At 42.4% G+C, this 23,161-nt stretch carries 21 protein-coding genes and 2 pseudogenes; 10 read left to right on the top strand and 13 right to left on the bottom strand.

Translation table 11 applies throughout. The features are described 5' to 3' along the window. Positions 1 to 145: 145 nt before the first annotated feature. The 3 genes from MUN89_RS04205 (at position 146) to MUN89_RS04195 (ending at position 2,954) form a co-directional block, all read left to right on the top strand. Complete coding sequence (locus tag MUN89_RS04205; RefSeq protein WP_244711673.1) at positions 146 to 1,501, top strand: sensor histidine kinase; 1,356 nt, start codon at positions 146 to 148, stop codon at positions 1,499 to 1,501. Further along, entirely contained in the window at positions 1,479 to 2,099 is a 621-nt protein-coding gene (locus MUN89_RS04200) for a response regulator (RefSeq protein WP_244711671.1), read from the top strand. Before MUN89_RS04205 ends, MUN89_RS04200 begins: the two co-directional genes overlap by 23 nt. A 129-nt stretch (positions 2,100 to 2,228) precedes the next feature. Further along, complete coding sequence (locus MUN89_RS04195; protein WP_244711670.1) at positions 2,229 to 2,954, top strand: Bax inhibitor-1/YccA family protein; 726 nt, start codon at positions 2,229 to 2,231, stop codon at positions 2,952 to 2,954. 39 nt (positions 2,955 to 2,993) lie between these two features. Here the strand turns inward: MUN89_RS04195 and MUN89_RS04190 are convergent, their stop codons facing one another. After that, complete coding sequence (locus MUN89_RS04190; RefSeq protein ID WP_244711669.1) at positions 2,994 to 4,106, bottom strand: DUF1648 domain-containing protein; 1,113 nt, start codon at positions 4,104 to 4,106, stop codon at positions 2,994 to 2,996. 1 nt (position 4,107) lies between these two features. Then, positions 4,108 to 4,500, bottom strand: a complete 393-nt coding sequence (locus MUN89_RS04185) for a GntR family transcriptional regulator (RefSeq protein ID WP_244711668.1) — start codon at positions 4,498 to 4,500, stop codon at positions 4,108 to 4,110. 208 nt (positions 4,501 to 4,708) lie between these two features. Between MUN89_RS04185 and MUN89_RS04180 the strand changes: the two genes are divergently transcribed. Then, the gene (locus MUN89_RS04180; RefSeq protein WP_145956075.1) at positions 4,709 to 4,804 is read left to right on the top strand and encodes a putative holin-like toxin; all 96 of its coding nucleotides are present in this window, start codon (positions 4,709 to 4,711) and stop codon (positions 4,802 to 4,804) included. 140 nt (positions 4,805 to 4,944) lie between these two features. Here the strand turns inward: MUN89_RS04180 and MUN89_RS04175 are convergent, their stop codons facing one another. After that, a complete protein-coding gene (locus tag MUN89_RS04175; RefSeq protein WP_244711667.1) occupies positions 4,945 to 5,412 on the bottom strand; it encodes an NUDIX hydrolase in 468 nt (155 codons plus the stop codon). A 12-nt stretch (positions 5,413 to 5,424) separates the two neighbouring features. Next, positions 5,425 to 6,464: pseudogene (locus MUN89_RS04170) on the bottom strand (ATP synthase beta subunit C-terminal domain-containing protein). 383 nt (positions 6,465 to 6,847) lie between these two features. Here MUN89_RS04170 and MUN89_RS04165 point away from each other — a divergent pair. From MUN89_RS04165 to MUN89_RS04155, 3 genes are all read left to right on the top strand, one after another. After that, positions 6,848 to 7,567 (top strand): class I SAM-dependent methyltransferase, encoded by a 720-nt coding sequence (locus MUN89_RS04165; protein WP_244711666.1) that lies wholly within the window; start codon positions 6,848 to 6,850, stop codon positions 7,565 to 7,567. Between the two features lie 62 nt (positions 7,568 to 7,629). Beyond that, positions 7,630 to 8,145, top strand: coding sequence for a P-loop NTPase family protein (locus MUN89_RS04160; RefSeq protein WP_244711664.1), 516 nt, complete (start codon positions 7,630 to 7,632; stop codon positions 8,143 to 8,145). A gap of 262 nt (positions 8,146 to 8,407) precedes the next feature. Next, positions 8,408 to 9,040, top strand: coding sequence for a hypothetical protein (locus MUN89_RS04155; protein WP_244711662.1), 633 nt, complete (start codon positions 8,408 to 8,410; stop codon positions 9,038 to 9,040). Here the strand turns inward: MUN89_RS04155 and MUN89_RS04150 are convergent. Both MUN89_RS04150 and MUN89_RS04145 read right to left on the bottom strand, forming a co-directional pair. After that, positions 9,020 to 9,721: an aminoglycoside adenylyltransferase domain-containing protein gene (locus MUN89_RS04150; protein WP_256464025.1), complete on the bottom strand. Its 702-nt coding sequence runs from the start codon at positions 9,719 to 9,721 to the stop codon at positions 9,020 to 9,022. The genes MUN89_RS04155 and MUN89_RS04150 overlap by 21 nt on opposite strands. A 114-nt stretch (positions 9,722 to 9,835) precedes the next feature. Then, positions 9,836 to 10,471, bottom strand: coding sequence for a bifunctional 4-hydroxy-2-oxoglutarate aldolase/2-dehydro-3-deoxy-phosphogluconate aldolase (locus tag MUN89_RS04145; protein ID WP_244711658.1), 636 nt, complete (start codon positions 10,469 to 10,471; stop codon positions 9,836 to 9,838). Positions 10,472 to 10,561: 90 nt separating this feature from the next. On the opposite strand from MUN89_RS04145, the gene MUN89_RS04140 reads away from it, so the two are divergent. Further along, entirely contained in the window at positions 10,562 to 11,302 is a 741-nt protein-coding gene (locus tag MUN89_RS04140; protein WP_244711656.1) for a LysE family translocator, read from the top strand. A gap of 50 nt (positions 11,303 to 11,352) precedes the next feature. Here the strand turns inward: MUN89_RS04140 and MUN89_RS04135 are convergent, their stop codons facing one another. Both MUN89_RS04135 and MUN89_RS04130 read right to left on the bottom strand, forming a co-directional pair. Continuing rightward, positions 11,353 to 12,141 (bottom strand): CAP domain-containing protein, encoded by a 789-nt coding sequence (locus MUN89_RS04135; RefSeq protein ID WP_244711654.1) that lies wholly within the window; start codon positions 12,139 to 12,141, stop codon positions 11,353 to 11,355. Positions 12,142 to 12,436: 295 nt separating this feature from the next. Continuing rightward, positions 12,437 to 12,874 (bottom strand): SRPBCC family protein, encoded by a 438-nt coding sequence (locus MUN89_RS04130; RefSeq protein ID WP_244711652.1) that lies wholly within the window; start codon positions 12,872 to 12,874, stop codon positions 12,437 to 12,439. Positions 12,875 to 13,061: 187 nt separating this feature from the next. On the opposite strand from MUN89_RS04130, the gene MUN89_RS04125 reads away from it, so the two are divergent. Continuing rightward, the gene (locus tag MUN89_RS04125; RefSeq protein WP_244711650.1) at positions 13,062 to 14,480 is read left to right on the top strand and encodes a Na+/H+ antiporter NhaC family protein; all 1,419 of its coding nucleotides are present in this window, start codon (positions 13,062 to 13,064) and stop codon (positions 14,478 to 14,480) included. Here the strand turns inward: MUN89_RS04125 and MUN89_RS04120 are convergent. Further along, positions 14,472 to 15,326, bottom strand: coding sequence for a protein phosphatase 2C domain-containing protein (locus MUN89_RS04120; protein ID WP_244711649.1), 855 nt, complete (start codon positions 15,324 to 15,326; stop codon positions 14,472 to 14,474). The genes MUN89_RS04125 and MUN89_RS04120 overlap by 9 nt on opposite strands. A gap of 229 nt (positions 15,327 to 15,555) precedes the next feature. On the opposite strand from MUN89_RS04120, the gene MUN89_RS04115 reads away from it, so the two are divergent. Then, positions 15,556 to 16,896: a sugar porter family MFS transporter gene (locus MUN89_RS04115; protein ID WP_244711647.1), complete on the top strand. Its 1,341-nt coding sequence runs from the start codon at positions 15,556 to 15,558 to the stop codon at positions 16,894 to 16,896. A gap of 58 nt (positions 16,897 to 16,954) precedes the next feature. On the opposite strand, the gene MUN89_RS04110 is transcribed toward MUN89_RS04115, so the two are convergent. From MUN89_RS04110 to MUN89_RS04090, 4 genes and pseudogenes are all read right to left on the bottom strand, one after another. Then, the gene (locus MUN89_RS04110; RefSeq protein WP_244711646.1) at positions 16,955 to 17,446 is read right to left on the bottom strand and encodes a GyrI-like domain-containing protein; all 492 of its coding nucleotides are present in this window, start codon (positions 17,444 to 17,446) and stop codon (positions 16,955 to 16,957) included. A gap of 636 nt (positions 17,447 to 18,082) precedes the next feature. Then, the gene (argF, locus tag MUN89_RS04105; RefSeq protein WP_244711644.1) at positions 18,083 to 19,036 is read right to left on the bottom strand and encodes an ornithine carbamoyltransferase; all 954 of its coding nucleotides are present in this window, start codon (positions 19,034 to 19,036) and stop codon (positions 18,083 to 18,085) included. After that, a pseudogene (carB, locus tag MUN89_RS04100) lies at positions 19,033 to 22,064 on the bottom strand (carbamoyl-phosphate synthase (glutamine-hydrolyzing) large subunit). The gene argF and the pseudogene carB overlap by 4 nt, the downstream one beginning before the upstream one ends. After that, positions 22,057 to 23,121: a carbamoyl phosphate synthase small subunit gene (locus MUN89_RS04090; RefSeq protein WP_244711642.1), complete on the bottom strand. Its 1,065-nt coding sequence runs from the start codon at positions 23,119 to 23,121 to the stop codon at positions 22,057 to 22,059. Before MUN89_RS04090 ends, carB begins: the two are co-directional and overlap by 8 nt. Positions 23,122 to 23,161 lie beyond the last annotated feature (40 nt).

Genomic DNA, 23,161 nt, shown 5'->3' with positions numbered 1-23,161 from the left:
TACAAGTTCCAGAAGTGTAAGCACAGAAAATTCAAGGAGGAAGTATCTTCCTTATGATTAGTGCTTTTAAGTAAAAAAGGATCGAAAATCTTGTCCGCGTATATTAGAATGAAAGAAATGAACGTTCGAGTTAGGGGTATTTGTCATGTATAGGCTAGTACTAACATCAAAAAGCATCTGGGTAAGTGTCATCTTTATATTTATTGGAATCTCCATGCCTTTATGGCTGAGTCCTGAGGTGATTGGACTTACCCGGCTGATGACTGACCTGTCAAAGTCACCGTCAGGCAGTACGTTGATGATTGCTGCGTTTGTTCTTGTACTCCTTAATACATTAAGAGCACTGCCCCATTATATAGGAGCGCTGCTTTTAGGAGATCAGCTTGGTTCCAAGCTGAACATTGCCTGGTTAAAAGTAGTAGTCCCTATCGTCATCATTCCTCTTGTTTATCTCATCATAAACGGGTACAATTCTATGAACTATGATTTCGGAGGACCTGCCCTCCTGCTTCTGTTATCCATTGCTGCCCTGCATTTGCTAGGAAAAGGACAGCTTAGACCTGTGTTTAAAGCTGTCGTTTTGTCCCAGCTGCTTTTCGGATTTCAGTGGCTCGACACGGTTACTTTCCTTACCTACTTGGGGTTTGGCAATGGTCCAATTTCGGCAGAACTGAAAAGCATTGCCATTGATCTAGGCTTTGGAACAACCTTGTCCTTTTACAGCATCGTCCTGTGCGCCGTATTTATTATAAATGCTGGGATCCTTGCCATCTATTTAACGGTCTCTGAACAAAAGTGGAAAATGCTCCAGGACCTTGACGTAGCCAGATTGGAAATGGTTGAAGCAAGATCAGGAAGAGAAGCTCTCCATTTAGTACACGATTTAAAAACACCCTTAGCTCTTATGGAAGGGTTGAATTCTTTAATCGAATTAAAGGCCAAGGATCCGGAAATTTTGGAATACACATCTAAAATCGAATCCTCCATACAATCTACCAATGACATGGTGTCAGAGATTCTGTACCACGAGAAAAGACACTGGTGCACTCTCAAAGTCCTCATTTCATATATGAGAGCGAATAAATTATCTGAGTCAGCAACGATTTACGAATTTGATTTACAAGCTGAAGAATCCATTGAAATTTACATCAATAAAATTCGAATGACACGCGTCCTCGTAAACTTAATCGATAACGCCAGTGATGCCGTTGAAGGACAAGAAAACGCAAAGGTTACCATTCGAACAAAGGAAGAAAATGAGGGGGTCCTGATAGGTATAGAAGACAATGGACCCGGGATCCGGGAAGAAGACCTCGAAAAAATTTGGAATGCTGGTTACAGTACTAAATCACACCCAGGGGTAGGACTGGCATTTGTAAAAAACGTGGTAGAAGAACACGGAGCCGAGTTAAATATTAATAGTAACAGCCAGGAAGGCACGACGTTTTGGATCTATTTTCCGAAGGAGAGAGTACGTTATGAAGATACTGATCATAGATAATGATGAATCCTTGCGCTACATGCTTACAGAATTTTGCAAGCATGCCGGCTGGGAATCAGACACAGCAGAAAATGGCCGTGAAGGTATAAAGAAATTTCATCAGGATGAATATGATATCATTCTCGTCGATTACCATATGCCTGAAATGGATGGCCTGCAAACGGTACGGGAGATCCGCAAGCATAACGAGTATATTCCTATTCTTGTACTAACCGTTGATGAACGTCAGGAAGTTGCCGATAAGTTTTTGGAAGAAGGCGCTACAGACTTTGCCTTAAAACCGGTGAAAGCTCCTGACATGATCTCCCGGATCAAGCTGCACGTTCAGATTGCTAATATGAAGCATGTTCAGGAAGAAGAAGAAGATGTATTTACTACAAAAGGGATTAGTAAACAAACCTTAAAATCGATTGCCAACTATCTCCAGAATCACCCGGGTCCAAGTTCCGTTGATGTCATTTCCAAACAAATTGGTCTTGCCTATCCAACAGTCTATAGATACTTAATGCATTTGCTCGAAGAAGGAAAAGTAAAGCAAATCGTCAGCCATCAGAAAATTGGACGCCCCAAGAAACTCTATAAATGGTATTCCAACTAATCACTTCTACATACAAACAGCGTTGAAGGTTTTTCTTTGATAAAATACAGGTAAACATGGGTATGAAACCTTTTTGACCTTCCTATCGTAAAGAAACAGACGGTCTACTTAAAAGGAGTGATTTTATTTATGAGATCTGGAAATCCAGTATTGAGAGAAGATACATTCAGGAAGGAACGGGCTCAAGGAAAGCCCATGACACTGGGTGGAACGGTCGGAAAAACGACCGTGCTGTTTTTATTTCTACTAGGATCAGCTCTATACACTTGGTACCAATATTCACAGGGCATAGATATTACATTAATGATGGCCATAGGTGCGATAGGCGGTTTAGTCTTCGCCCTCATCACGGTATTCTTTAAAAAGGCTGCCCCTGTCACAGCCCCGATTTATGCAGCCCTGGAAGGCTTCTTAATCGGAGGACTGTCTTCCTTTTTAGAGGCACGCTATCCGGGTATTGTTGTCCAGGCCGCTTCCCTTACTTTTGCAGTAATGGGAGTACTATTGTTTCTTTATGCAACGCGGATTATTAAGGTTACGAAGAACTTCCGCCTTATGGTCATTTCAGCTACCTTAGCCATTTTCGTCGTGTATTTGGTAGATTTTGTACTCAACGCATTTTTTCAAAATTCCGTACCTTATCTGCACTCCAGCGGCTGGATCGGAATTGGAATCAGCGTATTCATCGTTGCCGTAGCCGCTCTTAACCTTGTCCTTGACTTTGACTTTATTGAATCAGGTGTTCGAGGAAGAGCCCCTAAGTATATGGAATGGTACGGAGCATTCGGCCTCATCGTCACACTTGTCTGGTTATATATTGAAATCCTTCGTTTATTGCAAAAGATAAGAAGATAAAAAAACAGGCGGGAGACAAAATCCCCGCCTGTTTTTTCATTATCGGCCGAGTACAAGAGGAATACCAGCTGCCAGCACAACAATCACGATTAAAATAATCCAGGCCGTCGGACGCCCAAAATTGATCGTCCAGCCTATGCCGAATCGTTTTTCCAGAAAGAGAGCAGGATCGTTCCTGTTATAATAAAACTGGCCAAGCTTCCAATAGCGGTCATCATCGCGATCCATTCTCCCGGCTGTCGTTGTTCCTTGACCCGTTTTCACCCTGCTCCCCCCTTGCCCGGTCGTAATCGACAGAACGATTGAAGCAGCCACAACAGCTAACGTAAAGATTAATGTGACGACATTGATTACTACAGGACTTACAGTATAAATAAAGGTATATTGCACAAACGAAAAAAGAAGAGTCAACGCGACACTTGTCAGGATAATAAAGGCCGACCACCTTCTCCGAAAGACGACATTCTGCTTTCTTGAGTTTTCCGGATCTTCTGCACTCACCTGCTGTTTCGCTTTTGCGATCATCACATTAATAAATAAAAACAAAACTGCCATATAAAGCTGCATTACAGGCATTACAAGGACGGTACGGTAAGACTTTTCCGCCCAATTCGTCACCTCTCCGGAAAAACTGTATTGCATCGGAAAACGATCAGGAATCTGATCATAGAGTTGGAAGGTAAACCCGATGGTCAAGAAAGCGATTAGAAAAGGAACTGCAAACCACAAATTGGAATAAGTCAGACGCTGCTCACGGAATTGTGTGTCCACCACTACCCCTTGCGGCCTGACCTTCTCCCACTGCTCCTCTTTCTTCAACTTTTTCATTTTCCGGTGGAAAAACAAATACACAACAAACGTTCCGGCAAGATAAACAAAGATAAGAATGCTGAACCCAATAGCTGCCCGTTGCTCATCTATTGTGAAATAACCTGCCAAAAAGAAAAGCAGCGCTGTTAACCCAGCACTTAGTAAGCCTGTATAAAAGGCATATCGTCTTCGAAAGGATTGAATATCCCCTCGCGCATAAAATTTTTCAGGAATGGAAACGCCGAAGCTTTCCGTTTTTCTCGTCCAAAAAGGAATAAACATGACTGAAACGTAAACCGGGATCAGGATGACAATTAGGAATAACGCCATCATTACATTCATTCTACTTTCCCCCCTGCTTTTCAAACTCTTTAAAAATTTCACTGCACAAATCCACAAATTCTTCCCGTTTTATTCCCCTGCAGACGGCTTCCGCGATTAATGGATGAAGTGTCTTTTGGAGACCTTGCCAATACTCCTCATCTGCCTCCGGAAATCCATCCGGTTGCACGACGACTCCTTTTTGGCGGTGAATCAATATAAATCCATCCTGCTTCAGCTGCTGATAGGCTTTATTAACCGTATGAAGATTAATTCCTAAATCCTGGGCAAGAGCTCTTACCGATGGCAATCTTTCTCCAGGAACAAGCTCCCCCTTGGCTATACCAGCTATGATTTGATTTTTCAATTGGTTATAAATAGGGTCTGAGGCTTCTAAATCTAAATGGATGAGCACAAATAACCCACATCCTCGCTGTTTTATTTGTTATATATATAATATAACAGTTATCACAAAATGACAATATTTTTTTGATAATGTACGAAAGGCAGGGAAATTCCGACCATATCCCTACCTTAGGCTGTGATACAATGACCATTAGATAGTGATCCTTCCACGGAGGTCGGCTGCCCCCTTAGTTCAAGGAAAGGGGGTGATGCCTTAAGTGAGTATCTATGAGGTCTTTATGGTTCTGTTTTCTTTCGGAACTTTCCTTATTGCTCTGCTTGCGTTGGTCATAAAAATGACCAATAAAAAATAGACCTCCTGTCTGCAAACGGGAGAGGTCTATTCCTCAATGAGTAGCCGATCCCCGAAGGAATCGTTATCGGTAAGACCGCAGTGAATGCTGCGGTCTTTCTTATTCTATTTACAGTGTACCATATTTTATGCACCAGTTCACTAACCAATGACAGGTCCACTTGGATATTCGATATAATCGTTAATAAACCTTTGATGTTTTTCAAGCATAGGAGCAGGAAGCTGATCTAAAGGGAAAAAACGGGCATCTAACGTTTCTTCATCTATGCTATTCGCTTTTCCTTTAAAGTCTCTGCAAGTAAACAATATTTGGACAAGGGCGGCTTGATCTCCATTGGGAAAGGTTTTATGGAAGTCCTTCCCTGAATAGATTCCATAAAAATCGAGCTTTCCTAATTCAATACCTGTTTCTTCATAAGTTTCTCTTCTGGCGGTCTCTTCCACATTTTCGTCAAGTTCCATAAACCCACCCGGGATTCCCCATGAATGGGTATCAGCTCTATGCTGAAGCAGGATTCGTTTTTGGTCATCGAAGATCAGTGCACCACACACAGGCATAAGCACTTTGTTCTTTCCTACCATCGATCTTAGATAAGTAATATAATCCACAGGCCCACATCCTTAAGATAGTTTGCCGATATAGGTTAACTCGCCTGGCTCTTGAAGATCAGCTGAACCATCTAATATTTTTCTCACATCCTCTAATGTTTCGTTAAGCGGCACAGTTTCTCCTCCCTGTCCTGTAAAGTCTTCCGCTACGTAGAAAGGCTGTGTTAGATAGGCTTCCAAGCGTTCCCCTCGCTTAAATGTTTCACTATCTTTGTCATTCAAAGTCTCTAATCCTCTTACATTAACGATTGAACGAAGCTCCCGGAAACGACGCAGGAGTTGTTTACCTCGCTGCTGAATGGAAAAATGCATCTGATCAAGATTTGCTCCTTCTAAAACTGTGGATGTAGAGTAAAGGGGGTGGATCGCTGGATATAAATGCCGGGCACTCAGTTCACTATCGAATTGCCATAATGTTTCTAATGGTCCGTACGGAAGGTCTTCATCAACCGCCTCGCCTTTAAGATCCAGAAGAAAAGTAGTAACAGCATTGAGACCCTTCCATTTTTCCTGCAATTGTGCAAGTTCTCCTGTTAACACATAGGAGCGATCTGCAGCGAAGGCTACCCCCCTTTCTTCCCTTGTGCTAACACGATTGCCTCCACTTCAGTTAAACTGGTGCAGAAGTCATCAATATATTCAGCAATATCGCTAAGTTCTGGATGGTTGCCCTCAGGTTGTAAAAGAACAATACGGCATCCTTCCTGCTTCATACGATGAAAGATTTCAGCAAGTACAACGAGCTGTCCCATTCCAGGACGCGCTACGAGACCTACTGTTCCCCCTTTTGTTAATGGGGCAAAAAGATCCAAAACTTTGATACCCGTTTCTACCATTTCAAATCGCTCCCCTCTGATAATTAATTCGTCTAAACTACAGTCTGCAAGGGCCGCAAGAGCTACTAACGTCCTTACCTCTGTCCGGCTGATTGAGATTTTTCCAGTACAAAGATTAGAAACTGTAGCTGGACGCAATCCGACATTCCGTGCTGCGGTTGTAAGGTTTGGGACTCGTCTGCGGAGCAAAGCTACATTCAGGTGAATTTTTTCCAATTTCATCCTCCTCTATTACTTTAAATAGTAATTTATTTTTCGCTTTAATGCAATAGATAAAAATAAAATTGGGAATATCCATAAAAAGAAGCCTGTGTTTCACAAAGCCACAGAAGAACGGTTAACTTGATGAGTTATGCAAAAAAAAGACTGACCTCCGACAAGCGATTCTTGAAATTCAGAGGCAGACTTTAACAGCATCTCTAAATTGGAAAAGCGTCGTTTTTCACTATGTAACTTAATAAAGGTACGGAACATCAATTAAGAAAGTAAATTTTATTACTTTAAGGTTAAATAAAAAAATTACAATATTACCAATTATTCAATAATGTTATGATGGTGTTAACGGTTTCATTAACGAGTCAGCTTCTGGAGGTGCAGTCATGAAAGAAAAAATTTTGAATAACCAGGATCTATATCAAATGCTGGATTCCCTTATAAGAAAACCTAAACCGTTTTGGGAAGAATTTTATGAAGATCGGGATAAAGAAATTCCTTTCTTCCAAACGAAGCAGCCTGATGAAAACTTAGTTGAATACTTTCATCATTACATAAAGCCACGAACGGCATTGGAACTTGGATGCGGACCGGGCAGAAATGCTATCTACATGGCAAGGCAGGGATGCGAAGTTGAAGCCGTGGACATTTCAGAAAATGCCATCGAATGGGCACAGGAAAGAGCAGCGGACGAGAACCTCCAAATAAGATTTCGCTGCGGGGACATTTTTCAGATGAACCTTCAGGAGGATTCCTACGATTTCATCTATGATTCGGGATTACTCCATCATCTCCCTCCCCACCAGCGGATGAAATACATTGCATTTATCTGCAAAGTATTGAAACCAAAGGGGCACTTCGGACTCGTTTGCTTCACTCCTGAAGGCGGTGCTGATATTACGGATTGGGAAGTTTACAGACATTACAGCATGCAGGGTGGAATCGGCTATGAAGAAGAACGGTTAAAGGAGTTATTTAAGAAAGAATTTCACTTTCACACTTTTCGCCGGATGAAAAAGATGGAGCAGTCAGATGACTTATTTGGTGAGGATTTTCTTTGGACTTCCCTAATGGAACTCAGGCCTTCCTTAGATGATTTTATCTAACCAAGCATTAAACGGTTTTTTATATAAATGAAAACCGGGAAAATACTTGAGGAGTGAAGGACATGAAGCCAAATCGTATTTTCATTACTGGAAGTATAGGGAGCGGCAAAACAACGCTTGCCCGTTATTTATCCAACCAGCTGTTTCTTCCATTGTATGAGCTGGACGATTTTGTTTGGGAACACTCCAATTTCGAAGAAAGCCTTAATTCTGTCAAAGACAGGAACCAAAAATTTCTGTACACTATTCATACGAATCAATGGGTGATTGAAGGAAAGGCAGAAGACTGGATTGGCTCAGGTTTTGCCAAAGCAGATGAAATTGTGCTCCTCCTTCCATCCAAATCCACAAGAAACTACCGGATTATAAAAAGATTTCTGAAGCAGTTTATTCAATTCGAGAGGAGCTCTTATCTTTTAACTCTACACGATTTGAAGCACCAATTGATCACCAGCTCCTCGTTTGAAGAGAAAACTTTTCCATTCCTTCAGAAATCTCTTAAAACCCATAGTGAAAAAACCATTTCGATCCGAACTCAAAAACAGCTTGAAGAATACATTGTACATAGACAGGGATAACTGTTTTTGATCTCCATACATGCGTTCGCCATTCAGCACTAGAAATAAATAAGTATTACAGAGGACAGCTTTTCTCCTAAAGCTGTCTTTTATTTTGAAAAGTTTTTAACGAGCAAAAATGACCTTTTAGACAAATCCGGAAAGATAAATAAAAGAAAAAAACCCTTAAACTGACATGAAAGAGTTTGAATTCGGTGCTATTGCGTTTATATACCCAGTAGAAGGGAATATTATCGCCAAAGATTATAGGAGATGATAAAGAGTGCAACAGACAATTAGTCGTTACAGAAAATACCTGCTCCCTGCGGCTCTTGTACTCACAGTCAGTTTAATTGTGATCATTAATCTATTTAATGAGCGTCCTTTAGAAAACCTTTCCCGAAGTTTAATTGTGTTTGCTGCTGTCCCGCTCTGGATATTGTACGCAAACCAACACCAGCTTTGGTTTAGAAATAAATTGAGATGGATGATCAGGGCCAGTAACCGTCTTCTTATAAATGCTGCCGTATTTTTTGTAGGTGTATTAGCGAGCTATGAAGTCTTTCTCATGCTCCCCTACTCTCTAGGAGTAGTTTTTCACTTAACGACTCTTACGATTTGTTCATTCTTTTACTGGCTGCCTTTATTATTACACTGTACTTTTTCCAGGCGCCGGCCGCATATGCAAAGGTTAGGCTATTTCGCCTTAACGAGCATGCTGTTTTTTGTTTATCACATGGTTAGTTTTCAATACTATGACGGGACTCCAACACAAGGATTCTTAGTTTCTGGATTATTTGTAATGCTGCTGACTTTGATCTATTTATTCCAGGATTGGTCAGTGACTGAAAAAGAAGATGACCGGACAACAGTGGAGGGGTATGTACGTCCTGTTTCAAAAGAGCGGAAGTTTTAAATCTTCGATTGTGGAATGCATAGCGGAAGCAAAACCCTTTAACAATCTACGGTTAAACGTTGGGTTGGAATCGGGGTTCAAATAAGCTTGTAAGCATTGGCCAAGCAAATCATAGTAATGATGCGGCAAATTGGCCAATCCCCATTCCCCTCCTTCCTTTTTGGAGAGAATCTTCCCTTCCTTTAAATAGGCGGCTGTCCTGCATAAATTTAGTACATAATAAACAGGAGCTTCTAAAATTTTTTCGGACGCATCGTCAATATCAAAGCAAATCGATTGCACAAAATCTTTCTTGTCAGGTTCGCCAATCACAAGCCTGACAGGTTTACCATACAAGCATTTCCCACGTCTTCTCGTAACCATTAAATGAGCTGCTAGATCCTCATCGCAGCCTCCTCGGCAGAAATAATGCTCGTCCCTTAAGTACTGATGCTTATGATATTCAGAATAATGAAGGTCAAAATAGACGGGATGTACGGGGTGAAGGGAATCTTCTTCGAGGAGCACACTAAATTCAAGCGGATATTCTGGATACTTGGCCTCAAAGGAAACCGCTTTTTCAATAACCATTCGTTGCTGAAACTCTGTCAATCCCTCTTTAACAATAACCAGAATGTCCACATCACTCTTTCCGAGAGTAAATCCATTCATCGCTAATGAACCATGTAAATAAACCCCGATAAACGGGCACCTATGGAACGAACAAATACATCTGCAACCTCTTTATACAAGCTCTCCATTCACTTTTCCCTCCAAATATAAATAAAATTCCCCTGACTCAGCAGGGGAAGTGGACTAAAGGGCTTGGGAAATTTTTTTCATATAAGTCTCAGCTAATTCAGCTAGACGATCATAATCGCTCTCTTCCTTGTAATTCTCCGGCTTCACGAGCTGACTCCCGATGCCGGCAACTTCTGCACCATTGTCAAAATAAGTGTTCATGTTATCAAGGTGGATCCCTCCGGTGACCATGACAGGAATATGAGGAAGCGGTCCCTTAATGTTTTTGATGTATTCTGGTCCGAGTACACTTGCAGGGAAAACTTTCACCATTGACGCGCCATTTTCAAACGCTGTTACAATTTCAGTCGGAGTAAACACCCCGGGGATACACGGTGCCCCGTAGCGATTTGCCATTTTAATCGTCTCTACATTCAGAGAAGGTGCCACAATAAATTCTGCTCCAGCCAGCAGCATTTGGCGTGCCGTTTCCCCGTCCAATACGGTTCCTGCGCCAACCAAAACTTTTTCACCATATTCCTCTTTGACGAGCTGAATCATTTCATCTGCCTGCTTACTTTCCGCAGTAATTTCGATCGTTGAAATCCCCCCTTTAAGAAGAGACCCTGCAATTGGCAGGATGTTATCTACACTTGCTTTTCGAATAACCGGAACTATTCTGCCTTTCTTAATCCGTTCTACGATACTCATTTTTTCACCTTCTTTTATGTATGGTTACCCCGATTTTAAAGCATCCACTTCATAAACCGGTTTACACTACTAAATATAAAAGGAAACCCAATGGATTACAACCAAAAAAGAAATGTCATAGCTTGTCCCCCCTTCACATCTAATAGTAAAGACAAACTGTTTATGAAAGGGTTGGGGCTGTTGGTCACTCTTCTTATCAGCTATATTATATTAGGTTTATCAATCGCTGCGCCTATCGGCCCAATTAATATTGAAATAATAAAAAAAGGATTATCCTATGGATTTTGGCCGGCACTGTGCGTGGGGCTTGGCGGCATGTCCTCCGATTTAGTGCTCATGGTCCTCATGTTTCTGGGAGTGTCTTATTTCCTCGCTATTTGGTGGGTAAAAATGCTGCTCATGATCGCTGGATGTTTTCTATTGATTCAATCAGGATGGTCAAGCTTAAACGCTGCTGAACCTTATCAACAAGAGAACCGTGTTGGAAGTTCCTCCAGTCCTATCCTAGCCTCCTATTCCAGAGGCTTCTTGATTGCCGGAACCAATCCTATGAACTTATTGTTTTGGATTAGTATTTATGGTTCCATTCTAAGCAGTTCTTTTGAAAAAACAGACATGCTCCATTCTTTTTTAATGAGCACTCTCGTATTTATTGGCATCGGATTGTGGAATTTAAACTTAGCTTTTACCACTCATTTCAGCCGTTCGATTGCTAAACCATCTTTCATCAAAATCATAAACGTGTGTGCGAGCCTTATCCTTATTGGATTCGGCCTTCGTTTCGGCTACCAGGGCATTGCCCTTGGAATCTCGAAGCTTTATTTGCAATAAAAAAACAAAGACCGGCTTCATAAAGAAAGCCAGCCTTTGCCGTTATCGTTTTATTGAGGTGTAATGAACTCCTGTGTCCAATAAGTTCCATACTGACCGGAGCCTTCTACATAGCCTACACCAATTTCAGTAAAGTTTTCGTTTAGAATGTTTGCGCGGTGGCCAGGGCTGTTCATCCAACCTTGCACGACTTGTTCCGGAGTTTTCTGACCAGCGGCAATATTTTCTCCAGCGGCTTTATAAGTAAAGCCGAACTGCTTCATCATATCAAATGGAGAACCATACGTTGGAGATGTGTGGCTGAAGTAATTGTTATCAGCCATGTCCTGAGATTTCTTATGGGCTAGCCCGCTCAGGCGGTCGTTCATTTTCAAAGGATCCAGTCCTTTTTTAGAACGTTCTTCGTTCACTAATTTAACGACTTGTTTTTCATATTCTGATGGCTGATATTGGTCAATAGAATCAGAAGATTGCTTGGATTCAGCTTGCTTTTGTTCCTGCTTAGGAGCACTTTGTTCAGCTGAGGTTCCCTGTTCTTTTTCAGCTTGTTGAGGCTGCTCAGCTTTAGCAGGCTGTTCCTTCTTAGGCTGCTCAGCTGATTGATCTGCTTTCTGTTGCTGCTTTATTTGAACATACTTATTAATTTGTTCCATAAGTTTGGACTGGTCAATTTGAACATTGTTTTCCTTTAACCAAGATTCAAGGTTTTTGGAAAACTGCTGGCAATCCACCGATTGCTGTTGATTTGTATTGCCTGTAGATTGCGCGGATGCGGCTGGAGCTGATGCTGCCAAGATTGCTACTGCGGCTACTACAGCGAAAAGATATTTCCTTAACATGTGTTTCATCCTCTCCCTTGTTTTAGGCTTACAAAACGAGTATGTCATGGATGGTGCCAAATCAACAAGAGACGATTGTTATCCATAAACCTGCCTTATTCCATTAATTTTTGTCCATAATTTTCTGAAAGAAAGGACTAAAGTCCCGATTAGGATAAATAAGCAGGAAACATGTACCAATGTTTCAGTATGGATTCATTTTTCAGGAAGAACGAACCACCTTTTGTAATCTTTTTGAAAAAAACATATCTCAAAGAACCATTCAAGACTATCCATCCTTTATTAGCGGGTATGATCAGCTGTTTTCAATAAATTTCTTCAAATGATCTAAATGATCTTCATCTTCCTTCTTGATCACCATTTGCAAAAATGGCTTCGTGAGCTTATTCCTCAGCCCCTCCGTATAAAGCTCCCCTGTAAAACTTACCTTTGTTCCTTCCGTTGTTTGGGTAAATGCATAATGATACCTTAAATCTATCCCTTGTTGATTGCTTCTCACAGAATACCTTTCCCCAGGTTTGTACTCGGTCACCTCGATCACGGAGGGAACCCTCCTCCCGCGAATCTCCCGTACTTCTTTAAACTGATACCCTTTTTTTACGGGGCCATCAGATAAAAGTTCCACTTCAACGACCGCATCCATAATTCGAGGACTCTGTTTAAAATCAGTAGCTTGAGCAAAAACCTCTTCAATTGGCTTTTGAATCACAACGCTTTTTTCCATAAAACCCATTGAACCCGCTCCTTTTAGTGAACTTGAAAAATTACGTACCTACCCTGTTCGTCAATTGTTCTTCATAATCCTTCTTATGAGAGCTGTGAACCATGATTTCAAGGAGTTTCTACGCTTTAAAATGGCGCATACTTTTTTTACCTACACACATGCTAAGAGAAGCATGGTAAAGGAAAGAGGCAATGAAATGAACTGGATTCCCGTCATCCCTTTTTTAGTTGTGATAGCTGCTGCTATTTGGACAAAACAAGTCATTCCAAGTTTATTGTTTGCCGTTATTGTAGCAGGATATTTAGTCGAGCCCCACTGGCTTACCGGCTTAACAAAGGCCCTGGATTTTGTAATTCAAGGCTTATCTGACAGTAACAATTTAAAAATAATTATTTTTTTGTATGCCTTTTCTGCCTTAATTGGTCTGATTAAAATGTCGGGCGGAATTAAAGGGTTCGTGCGCGCTGCTGCATCAAAGATTACAGATAAGCGCGGGGCTTTTATCTTAACATGGCTTTCCTCTGTAGGTACTTTCAGTGCACCCAGCTTTCGAATTGTAACTATTGCACCCGTTATGAAGGCCATGCGGAAAAAGATTCCCATGACAAAGCAGGAGCTTGGTTTTGTTATTGAAACCACTGCTTCCCCACTTGTTGTCATTATTCCTGTTGCGACTGCTTTTGTCGGTTACATGACCTCTGTAATCGATTTGTCTTTACAGCAGGCTGATGCTTCAGGGGACGCTTACTCTCTTTATGTAAGGAGCATTCCTTTTAATTTTTTTGCTTTATCCATGCTGCTGCTTGGATTTTACTTAAGTTTTTTTCATAAATCTAAGGCTCAGGCACACGGTGCCGAAGAAACACATGAGGAATTAATCGAAGAGGAAGAAGATGACGACCGCTGGGAAGACTGTCATCCCGCGGTAACGAAAGAACTTCCTGCCCGACCTTGGAACTTAATTGTGCCGCTGGCTGGAGTCATCATTTTTACTTTTTTCCTTATGTACTTGCTAGGTGTACAAAAAAATAAATCCGGGTTAGAGGCACTTATCAACGCGAACGTACTTGATGCTATGGTGCTCGCTGTCATCTTAACCATTATTGCCTTTGTCATTTATTTAAAGCTCAGTCAGCTTTCGCTGCATAAAATGATGAACGCCTTAATCGATGGAGGAAACGACATGATGGGGGTCATCCTGCTGTTAGCGTTAGTATGGGGACTTGGAAAAGGATCTGAAGCCTTACACTTTGCCGATGCCATTTCCGGTGCCTTTAATTGGATACCTCCACAATTTGTCGCCGCAATTATCTTTATTCTTGGCTGCGCCTTGTCTTATTTCATAGGATCTTCATGGGGTACTTGGGGCATTCTTATGCCGGTGGGAATTTCAATCGCCACAGTTGCCGGAAGTTCTCTACCGATCGTAATCGGAGCAGTTTTTGCAAGCGGCACATTTGGTGCGTTTTCCTCACCTTTGAGTGATAATACGAATACAACAGCAGGAATTTTAAAACTCAATACGATTCGGTATGCTAAGTTTAAATTGAAGCCAGCCTTAATTGCCGCCGGCGTCTCCGCATGCCTCTATTTTGGTTTGTCTTTCTTAACGTAAGTGAAAAATTAAGCCTGTTTTATCATCCGACTTTTTAAATCGTGGATAGGCTAAACATTCCGGATCACCTTCCTCCAATTGAACCATACGTTCAGCATAAGTTTCCAACCCTTCCTGAAGGAGCAATTCCGCTGTATACTCCCAGTACCCACGTCCTTTTGCAACGAGCTCTTCTGGTAAAAATAGTCCGTCACTTAATACGATGAGTTGTTTTAGCTGGCTGGTATTGATCTTCCCGTACTCGACAAAATCCATAGCCTCAGGTTCTCCGTTCAATACCCCATAGCCTTTATCTGTATTGCTCAAGTGCCGGTTCGATTTCAGGCCGGTGCTTATATATTTTCTCAGTTGTTTTCTGGTAGTTAGTCCGCTCTCTACCCCTTCCTTCCATTTTTCAAGAGCTCGTGCTTCTAAATGGATCACTTGTCTTCTGGAAAGCAGACGTACTTCTTCATGTTCATAGATTGCGAGCCCCATGCAATCTCCGGTTTGTATGTACTCCAAACCGTGGTCAGTCAGCTGGAAAATAAACAATGCCGTTCCCCACAATTGATCCTTATCAGCCAGATCAATGGAATAGCCCATCATTTCTTCTCTTATTCGTTCATTGATTTGTTGAACAGCAGAAAACAGAGAAGTCTTACTTTCCATCTGTTCAAAGGTTGATTTCACAGTCTGAGCAGCTAAATAGCCCCCAGTCAAACCATCCTCGTTTTTAAAGTCCCCTAAGGAAGTTACTCCATCGGCCACCCCGTAAATACCAAGGGACTTATTTAAAACAAGAGCGTCTTCATTCAGTTGATTTTCACCTCTCAAAGTAAACGAATCTATCTTTCCCTTATTCATCAAAATCCTCCCCTTTTGTTACTACTATTTTTTATATAACATGTTCTCTTTAAACTGGCATCATTTTTTTATCTATTTCATGTTAATTTCTACTTTTAGAGGAGCTCCCTTATTGACCAAGTACTTTTTTCATGGAAATCTTCCTGTTTCATCCTACGTAATGTTTGGACTCACAAGCTCCGTGGAAAATAATGGGGTGCAGAGGCTAAAAAGCTATGGAGGTTATTATATGTATAAAAATCTAAGCAAAGGTTGGATATTCTTCTTTGGAGCCTTGGGAGGACTGTTGTACGGGTATGATACCGGTGTTATTTCCGGCGCCTTATTATACATTACCGACGACATCCCCCTTACGAACTTCCTCCAAGGGTTAGTCGTGAGCTCCCTGCTCGTCGGCGCCATTGTTGGGGCTGGGATGAGCGGTTACGTATCTGATAGGTTCGGAAGACGAAGAGTTGTTTTTTCAATCGCCCTTATATACTTAGCCGGAGCAATTACATTGGCCTTCGCTTCTAATGCAGTTGTACTGGTGATAGGACGTGTGATCCTCGGGCTCGCGGTTGGTGGTTCAACAGCGATAGTTCCCGTATATTTATCTGAAATGGCCCCAACCCGCTCTCGCGGCGCCTTATCCTCCTTAAACCAGCTGATGATCACGATTGGAATTCTGATCGCTTATCTTGTCAATTACGCTTTTGCACCTATCGACGGCTGGAGATGGATGCTCGGACTTGCTTCCGTACCGGCGATTCTGCTCATGATCGGCGTCTTGTTTATGCCCGAAAGCCCACGCTGGCTGATTAAAAGGAACAGAGAGCAAGATGCACGCGAGATTATGGCGCTGACAAGACAGCAAAGTGAGATTGATGAAGAAATAGATGAAATGAAAAAGATCGAGCAAATTGAGGAAGGAACGATGGACATCCTGAAGGCTGAATGGGTGCGTCCGATGCTGGTCATAGGTTCTGTCCTGGCACTATTCCAGCAGCTTATTGGAATTAATGCTGTCATCTACTATGCTCCTACGATTTTTACAAAAGCGGGGCTTGGAGATTCAGCCTCTATTTTAGGGACGGTCGGAATTGGTGCTGTAAACGTTCTCTTAACACTGGTAGCGATCGCTACGATCGATAAGCTGGGCAGAAAGAAATTGCTGTTAATAGGAAATGTAGGGATGGTGATCAGTTTAGCCGTCTTGGCGACGATCCTTTTTACTGCCGAGCTTACCAACGCCATAGCATGGCTGACAGTAATATTCCTAGGGTTGTTTATTGTCTTCTTCTCAGCAACGTGGGGGCCAGTAGTCTGGGTAATGCTGCCTGAACTATTCCCTTTAAAAGCTAGAGGAGCAGCAACAGGAATTACGACGTTGGTTCTTTCAGCAGGTAACCTTGTCGTTTCCCTGTTTTTCCCAGTCCTCCTTGGAGTCATGGGAACTGCAGGAGTTTTTGTGGTTTTTGCAATTCTTGGCGTATGTGCATTTCTATTTGTTCTTAAGTTTGTACCGGAAACAAAAGGACGGAGTCTTGAAGAAATTGAAAACGATTTACGAGGCCACTCAGCTTCATAAAGCTCCTCCCTCCCTTGTTGTTCATAAAACGAGGGAGGTTTTTTTGGCGAAGAAGCTATTATTTTCTTTTAACAGGAAGGTGCAAGGTAAATTTAGTATCTGCTCCCGTGAAGGGATGGTAGCTCTCAAATCCAAAACCTTCAATAAGCTGGTACTCATGCTCTTCAGCCCACCGATGAAGAAATGGATAGGGATTTTCAGCATGGATTTCCGGATCATAATCCAAAACGGCGTAGGTATAAGCAGGAATGTTCTTTGTGAGAAAGCCTGAAGGAAGCTCCTCAGCCCCTTCCACCTTCACTGCAGCTATCCATGTAAAAGGGTCAATTTCCTCATTCCAATTAGGCGGATCTACAAACAAACCGAAGGAAACGGGAGCATCAATACGCTTCTTTAACTGATGTAAATATAAAGCGTGAAATTGCTCCATTAATTTTGGAATTTTAATTTTTCTTTCCTCCATCATCGTCTCGCAGGAAATGCCCGCAATTTGAAAAGCATCCTTTTTGACGATTTTAGGTCTTAACTCTACCTGCATGTAATTTTCCACAGAATACCTCCCATTCTTAAAGTATTACTCTTTTACCCTTTCAACAGAAACCGCTTACTTTCCTTTTTTAGGAAAGTAGATCATTTTTATCATTTTTCAATGTCTTATTTAAAAAGTGCTCAGAATTCTTTATAGAGATAATCTGGGAAAGCAGGGACTTTTCGAAAAAACGAAAAAATAACAGCCTTGAAGGAGCCCCTGAAGAACTGCTAACTTATTGAGTTATGCAACGAAAAAACTGAACGATAATCATAGTCCAACTCTTTTTTCTACTATCGATGAGACATGTCGACCCGAGCACTTTTATATATTCCTTTCAGTGTGTAACAAAAAAGAGTAATTTTCTTAGATTAAGCAAAGAAAATCACTCTTTTTAGATTGACCTCTGTTCATTCAAAGATGAACGATGGAGGTCGCCTGCGGAAACAACGCGAGCCGAAGATCCACTTGGTCAAGTAATCTTCTTGACCAAGTTATCCGGGGCCGTGTCCGCGGAAATCATCCACCGACAAACGATTCGTGAGAATCAACGACAACCTAAACAGCAGCTCTAAATTAGAAAGAATTTTTTCAGCGCCCCCTGGAAGGAGCTGCTCTTTTTTAACCTTTTATTTTAGGGAATTCTACACTCCCTTTTCACCCATGAATCACTGATAGAAGGATGGCTTTTTGAACGTGAAGCCGGTTTTCTGCTTGCTGGAAAACCGCTGAATGAGGTCCATCAATGACCTCTGCAGTAACTTCTTCCTCCCGATGGGCTGGAAGGCAATGAAGAAACGATACATCCTCCTTTGCTTTCGAAAGCAGGCTTTCGTTTACCTGATAGGCTTTAAAAGCGGTGAGACGCTCTCCCGCTTCCTCTTCCTGACCCATACTCGCCCATACATCTGTATAGATGACATCAGCCTCTTTTACTGACGTCTCTGGATCATGACTCCATTTCACAGCACCTTGATGCTCAGCTGCTATCGCCTGGGATTTGTTAAAGATGGTTTCGTCGGGTTCGTACCCTTCAGGGGTAACGATTGTAATATCCATTCCCATCATCGCACAGATGATCATTAGTGAATGAGAAACATTGTTCCCATCCCCGATATAAACAACCTTCACTCCTGAAAGACGGCCTTTTAATTCCAGGATGGTAAAGATATCAGCCAGAGCCTGGCAGGGGTGATACTTATCGCATAATCCATTGATTACAGGGATAGAGGCATTTTCAGCAAGGTCCTGGAGCTTTTCATGAGAAGACGTTCTGTACATGATCGCATCGACATAACCCGATAGTACTTTTGCCGTATCGGCTATCGTTTCCCCGCGGCCGACTTGAATATCCCGTGTATTTAAATACGTCGCATGGCCGCCAAGCTGGACCATTCCTACTTCAAAGGAGACACGTGTTCTCGTTGATGATTTTTCAAAGATCATTCCTAATGTCTTGCCGCTGAGAATGTTGGAGTATGGATTTTCCTTTACATCCTGAGCTAGAGCAAGCAGCTTGGAAACGTCAGACTGGGTAAAGTCAAGCCAAGTCAGCACATCCCGATCCTTCAAAGAATATGTCTGTGTCATCATTTGTTCCATTAAATTCATCCTGCATGCACTCCTTCTTTTTGGCTTCCCGGCAATGAGACAGGCATCGTGCCTTTTGCATTCAACCCATCTAAATAGGCCTTAAACGTATCTTTTTCGCTGAATACTTCGATTCCATATTTCAGAGCCTGCACTCTTTTTTGCTTCGCTTCTTCCGTATGAGCTGTGTTTACATATATACTGGCTTCTTTTGTTTCCAGCCAATCTTTAAAACCAAGTGTCGTCATTGGAACGTCGAGCTCATAATCCTCTATAAAACAGACGTCCTTATCTAGATAAACATTAGGAAGTGCTGCAAAAACCTTGGACATAGCTTCTTCTACAGAGCTGCCAATACACATACCCTCTCCGGTAGACTTCATGTTCGGCCCTAGTTTATGGTCTAGTTCAGGCATCGCATGAAATGAAAATAAAGGATACTTCACAGCGATATGCTCAAAAACAGGCTCTGGCAGGTCACCAAGTGGTGAAGGTAATTCATTTACGAGAATCTTAGTCGCTAAATCGATTAATGAAGTACCCGACACCTTACTGACAATCGGGACGGTCCGGCTGGCTCTTGGATTCACCTCCAGCACATAGACGGCATCGTCGGTTAAGAGGAATTGAATATTCATAATCCCTTTATAGTTGAAATAATTTACGATCTTTTCAGCAAAAGAATAGATTTTTTCTTTTACTTTATCCGGAAGCTGTGATGGAAAGACCGCCATGCTGTCACCGGAATGAACGCCAGCGGGTTCAATATGTTCAATGATTTCAGGAATAAACACTTGTTTTCCGTCGGCAGCCAGATCGACTTCCACTTCTTTTCCAGTCATAAATTGGTCAAGGACGATGGGATAGTGGCGTTCGTCCGTTTGAATAAGAGCTTGTTTTAATTCTTGTTCCTTATTTACAGTCATCATACCCTGGCCGCCGATGACATAGGAAGGACGGCACAATAATGGATAAGTGTATTGACTGGCTGCAGATACAGCCTCGTCAAAAGTGTGACAGACTGACCCGGGGATATGAGGAATATCTAATTCTTTAAGCGCTGCATAGAAACGTTCGCGATCTTCAAGCGCTTCAAGAACATCTACTTTGACTCCGGCAAGCGGCAGGTCAAGCTTCTCCAGTTCTTCGGCGATATTGATGGCTGTCTGGCCGCCATACTGGGTAAACACAAGATCTATTTGTTCGTGTTCAACTATAGAGGCAATCACTTCAGCTGTAACAGGTTCAAAATACAAACGGTCGGCTGTTTCATAATCCGTACTTACAGTTTCAGGGTTATTGTTGATCATGACCGTTGTCCAGCCAAGCTTTTTCAAACTTTCAATGGCTTTGACTGCACTGTAATCAAATTCTACCCCCTGCCCTATTCGAATGGGACCGGATCCGACGATCAACGCCTTTTTCCCTTGAGGAAGAGGTGTGATTTCATTTACTCCGGCATAAGTGGCGTATACATAATTAGTTGCTGCTTCGAATTCCGCTGCACAAGTATCTACCATTTTATAGCTTGGAGTAATCTTATACTCTTTACGAAGCTGAGTGATTTCCTCCTCGCTGACATTCATCAGCTGAGCAATAGCTGCATCTGTAAAACTAAATAACTTGGCTTGCTTAAGAAGCGATTGCGGCAGTTGATCGATAGAATACGATTGGATTTGCTGCTCCATATCTGTGAGATTCTTCAGCGTGTGCAGATAAAATAAATCGATTCCAGTAGCGGTTTGAAGATTCTCAACCGTTTCTCCCATTCTTAAGAGTTCTAGAAGCGCAAAATATCTTAAATCTGTCGGCTGCTGCAGGTGGCCCATCAATTCATCAGCCTTAAGCTTAGGAATGGTTTGGTCCAGTGAAGCAACCGCCTTCTGGAAAGCTCCTTCCAGAGAACGATCAATCGCCATAACTTCCCCGGTTGCCTTCATCTTCGTTCCCAGCTTCCGTTCGGCATCTGGGAATTTATCAAACGGCCAGCGAGGGAATTTAACTACGACGTAATCCAAAGCGGGTTCGAAACTGGCATAAGTATTACCCGTCAAAGGATTCTGCAATTCATCGAGCGGATATCCAAGGGCAATCTTTGTAGCCATTTTGGCAATCGGATAACCGGTAGCCTTGGAGGCTAAAGCAGAAGAACGGCTTACCCGGGGTTTACTTCGATCACATAATAATTGTGGCTGTATGGATCGAGCGCAAGCTGTACGTTACAGCCGCCGACTACTCCAAGGGCAGATACGATGTCTAAAGAAGCAGTACGAAGCATTTGGTATTCCTCATCGGTTAACGTCTGTGATGGTGCTACAACAATGGAATCTCCGGTATGAACCCCGACAGGGTCAAAGTTCTCCATGTTGCAAACCGTAATACACGTTCCTTTGTGATCCCTCATGACTTCATATTCGATTTCTTTGTAACCGGCAATACTTTTTTCAATGATCACTTGAGATATCGGACTTGCTTTTAGACCATTTTGAATGAGTTCATCTAATTCATGCTTTGTTTGGGCAATCCCCCCACCTCGACCGCCGAGTGTATAAGCCGGACGGCTGATGACAGGGTAACCCACTTTATCAGCGAACACCCGGGCTTCTTCAACATTTGTAATCGCTTCGCTCTCCGGCACAGGCTGGCCAAGCTCATTCATTAATTCCCGGAACAGCTCGCGGTCTTCTCCTTTTTGGATGGAGTCCACGCTGCTCCCTAGAAGCTTCACGTTTTCCTCTTGAAGTACTCCTTTTCTTTCCAGCTCTACGGCCAGATTTAAGGCTGTTTGACCGCCTAATCCCGCCAATAGAGCATCAGGATTTTCTTTTTTAATAATCGCTTGAATGCTTTCAGCCGTAAGCGGTTCGCAATAAACTGTATCTGCAATCTCCGTATCGGTCATAATGGTTGCCGGATTGTTATTTACGAGTACAACATGGCACCCTTCTTCCTTTAATGCCAGGCAGCCCTGGGTTCCGGAATAATCAAATTCTGCTGCCTGCCCTATAAGAATGGGGCCGGATCCAATAACAAGCACCTTCTCAGGCATAAGCCTTCACTCCTTTCTTCACGGAAATCAGGGAAAAGAAATCGTCAAAGAGCCATTCGGCATCTTCAGGTCCTGGATTTGCTTCCGGATGAAATTGTGCTGAAAGGATAGGTTTATCCTTATGAGCGAGCCCTTCAACCGATTGATCGTTTACATTATAAAACCGCTTTTGCAAGTCTGTAAGAACAAGACTTCCTTCATCGACTACGTAGTTATGATTTTGCGATGTTAAAAACACACGTCCCGTATCCACGTCTTTGACTGGGTGATTAGCCCCGCGATGTCCGAAAGAAAGCTTTAAGGTGTTGCCGCCGTAAGCAAGTGCAATGATCTGGTGGCCGAGGCAAATGCCTAACGTAGGGCTGCTGTCAATCAGATGCTTGATCTCCTTCAGGAAATGCTCAGCGTCTTTAGGATTACCCGGGCCGTTAGATAGAACGATGCCGTCAGGGTGAATATCTTTCATAGCTTTAAGTTTTGTAAAAGGAACGACAGTGACACGCGCTCCTTTTTTAAGCAGTACAGATAAAATCGATTGTTTAAGACCAAAGTCGATTAATGCAATGTGAGGACTGCCTGAACCATGCGTTTCTACTTCATCGCCGGAGGCCTGAAACATCTGCCCAACCATCTCAGTATCCGAACAATCAACCGGCTGGTTGGCAATGACTGCCTGACTCGTTCCATTTTGTCTGATGGCTTTTGTCACTTCTCGAGTATCCACACCGGTTAAATAAGGTACGTTATATTTATTTAAATACTCTTTCAAGGACAATGTTGATTTATAATGAGATGGAAACTCCGCACAATGAAGCATGATCACCCCGCTCACCTGAGGCTTGACGCTTTCTGAATCATCTTCATTCACGCCGTAGTTCCCAATTAACGGATAGGTAAATACAACAATCTGTCCTCTATAGGAAGGATCAGTAATAACCTCCTGGTATCCTGTCATTCCTGTGAAGAACACGATTTCTCCTTCTATGGGGTGTTCCCATTCTTTTGATGCCTCACCGGCAAATTGCTGACCGTCCTGTAAGCTTACATAACCTTGCATGATGACACCTCGCTGTATGAATAATTATTATATTTAAAGT

Source organism: Halobacillus salinarum (genome assembly GCF_022919095.1).
GTDB lineage: Bacteria > Bacillota > Bacilli > Bacillales > Halobacillaceae > Halobacillus_B > Halobacillus_B salinarum.
This window is presented reverse-complemented; position numbering and strand designations above follow the sequence as displayed.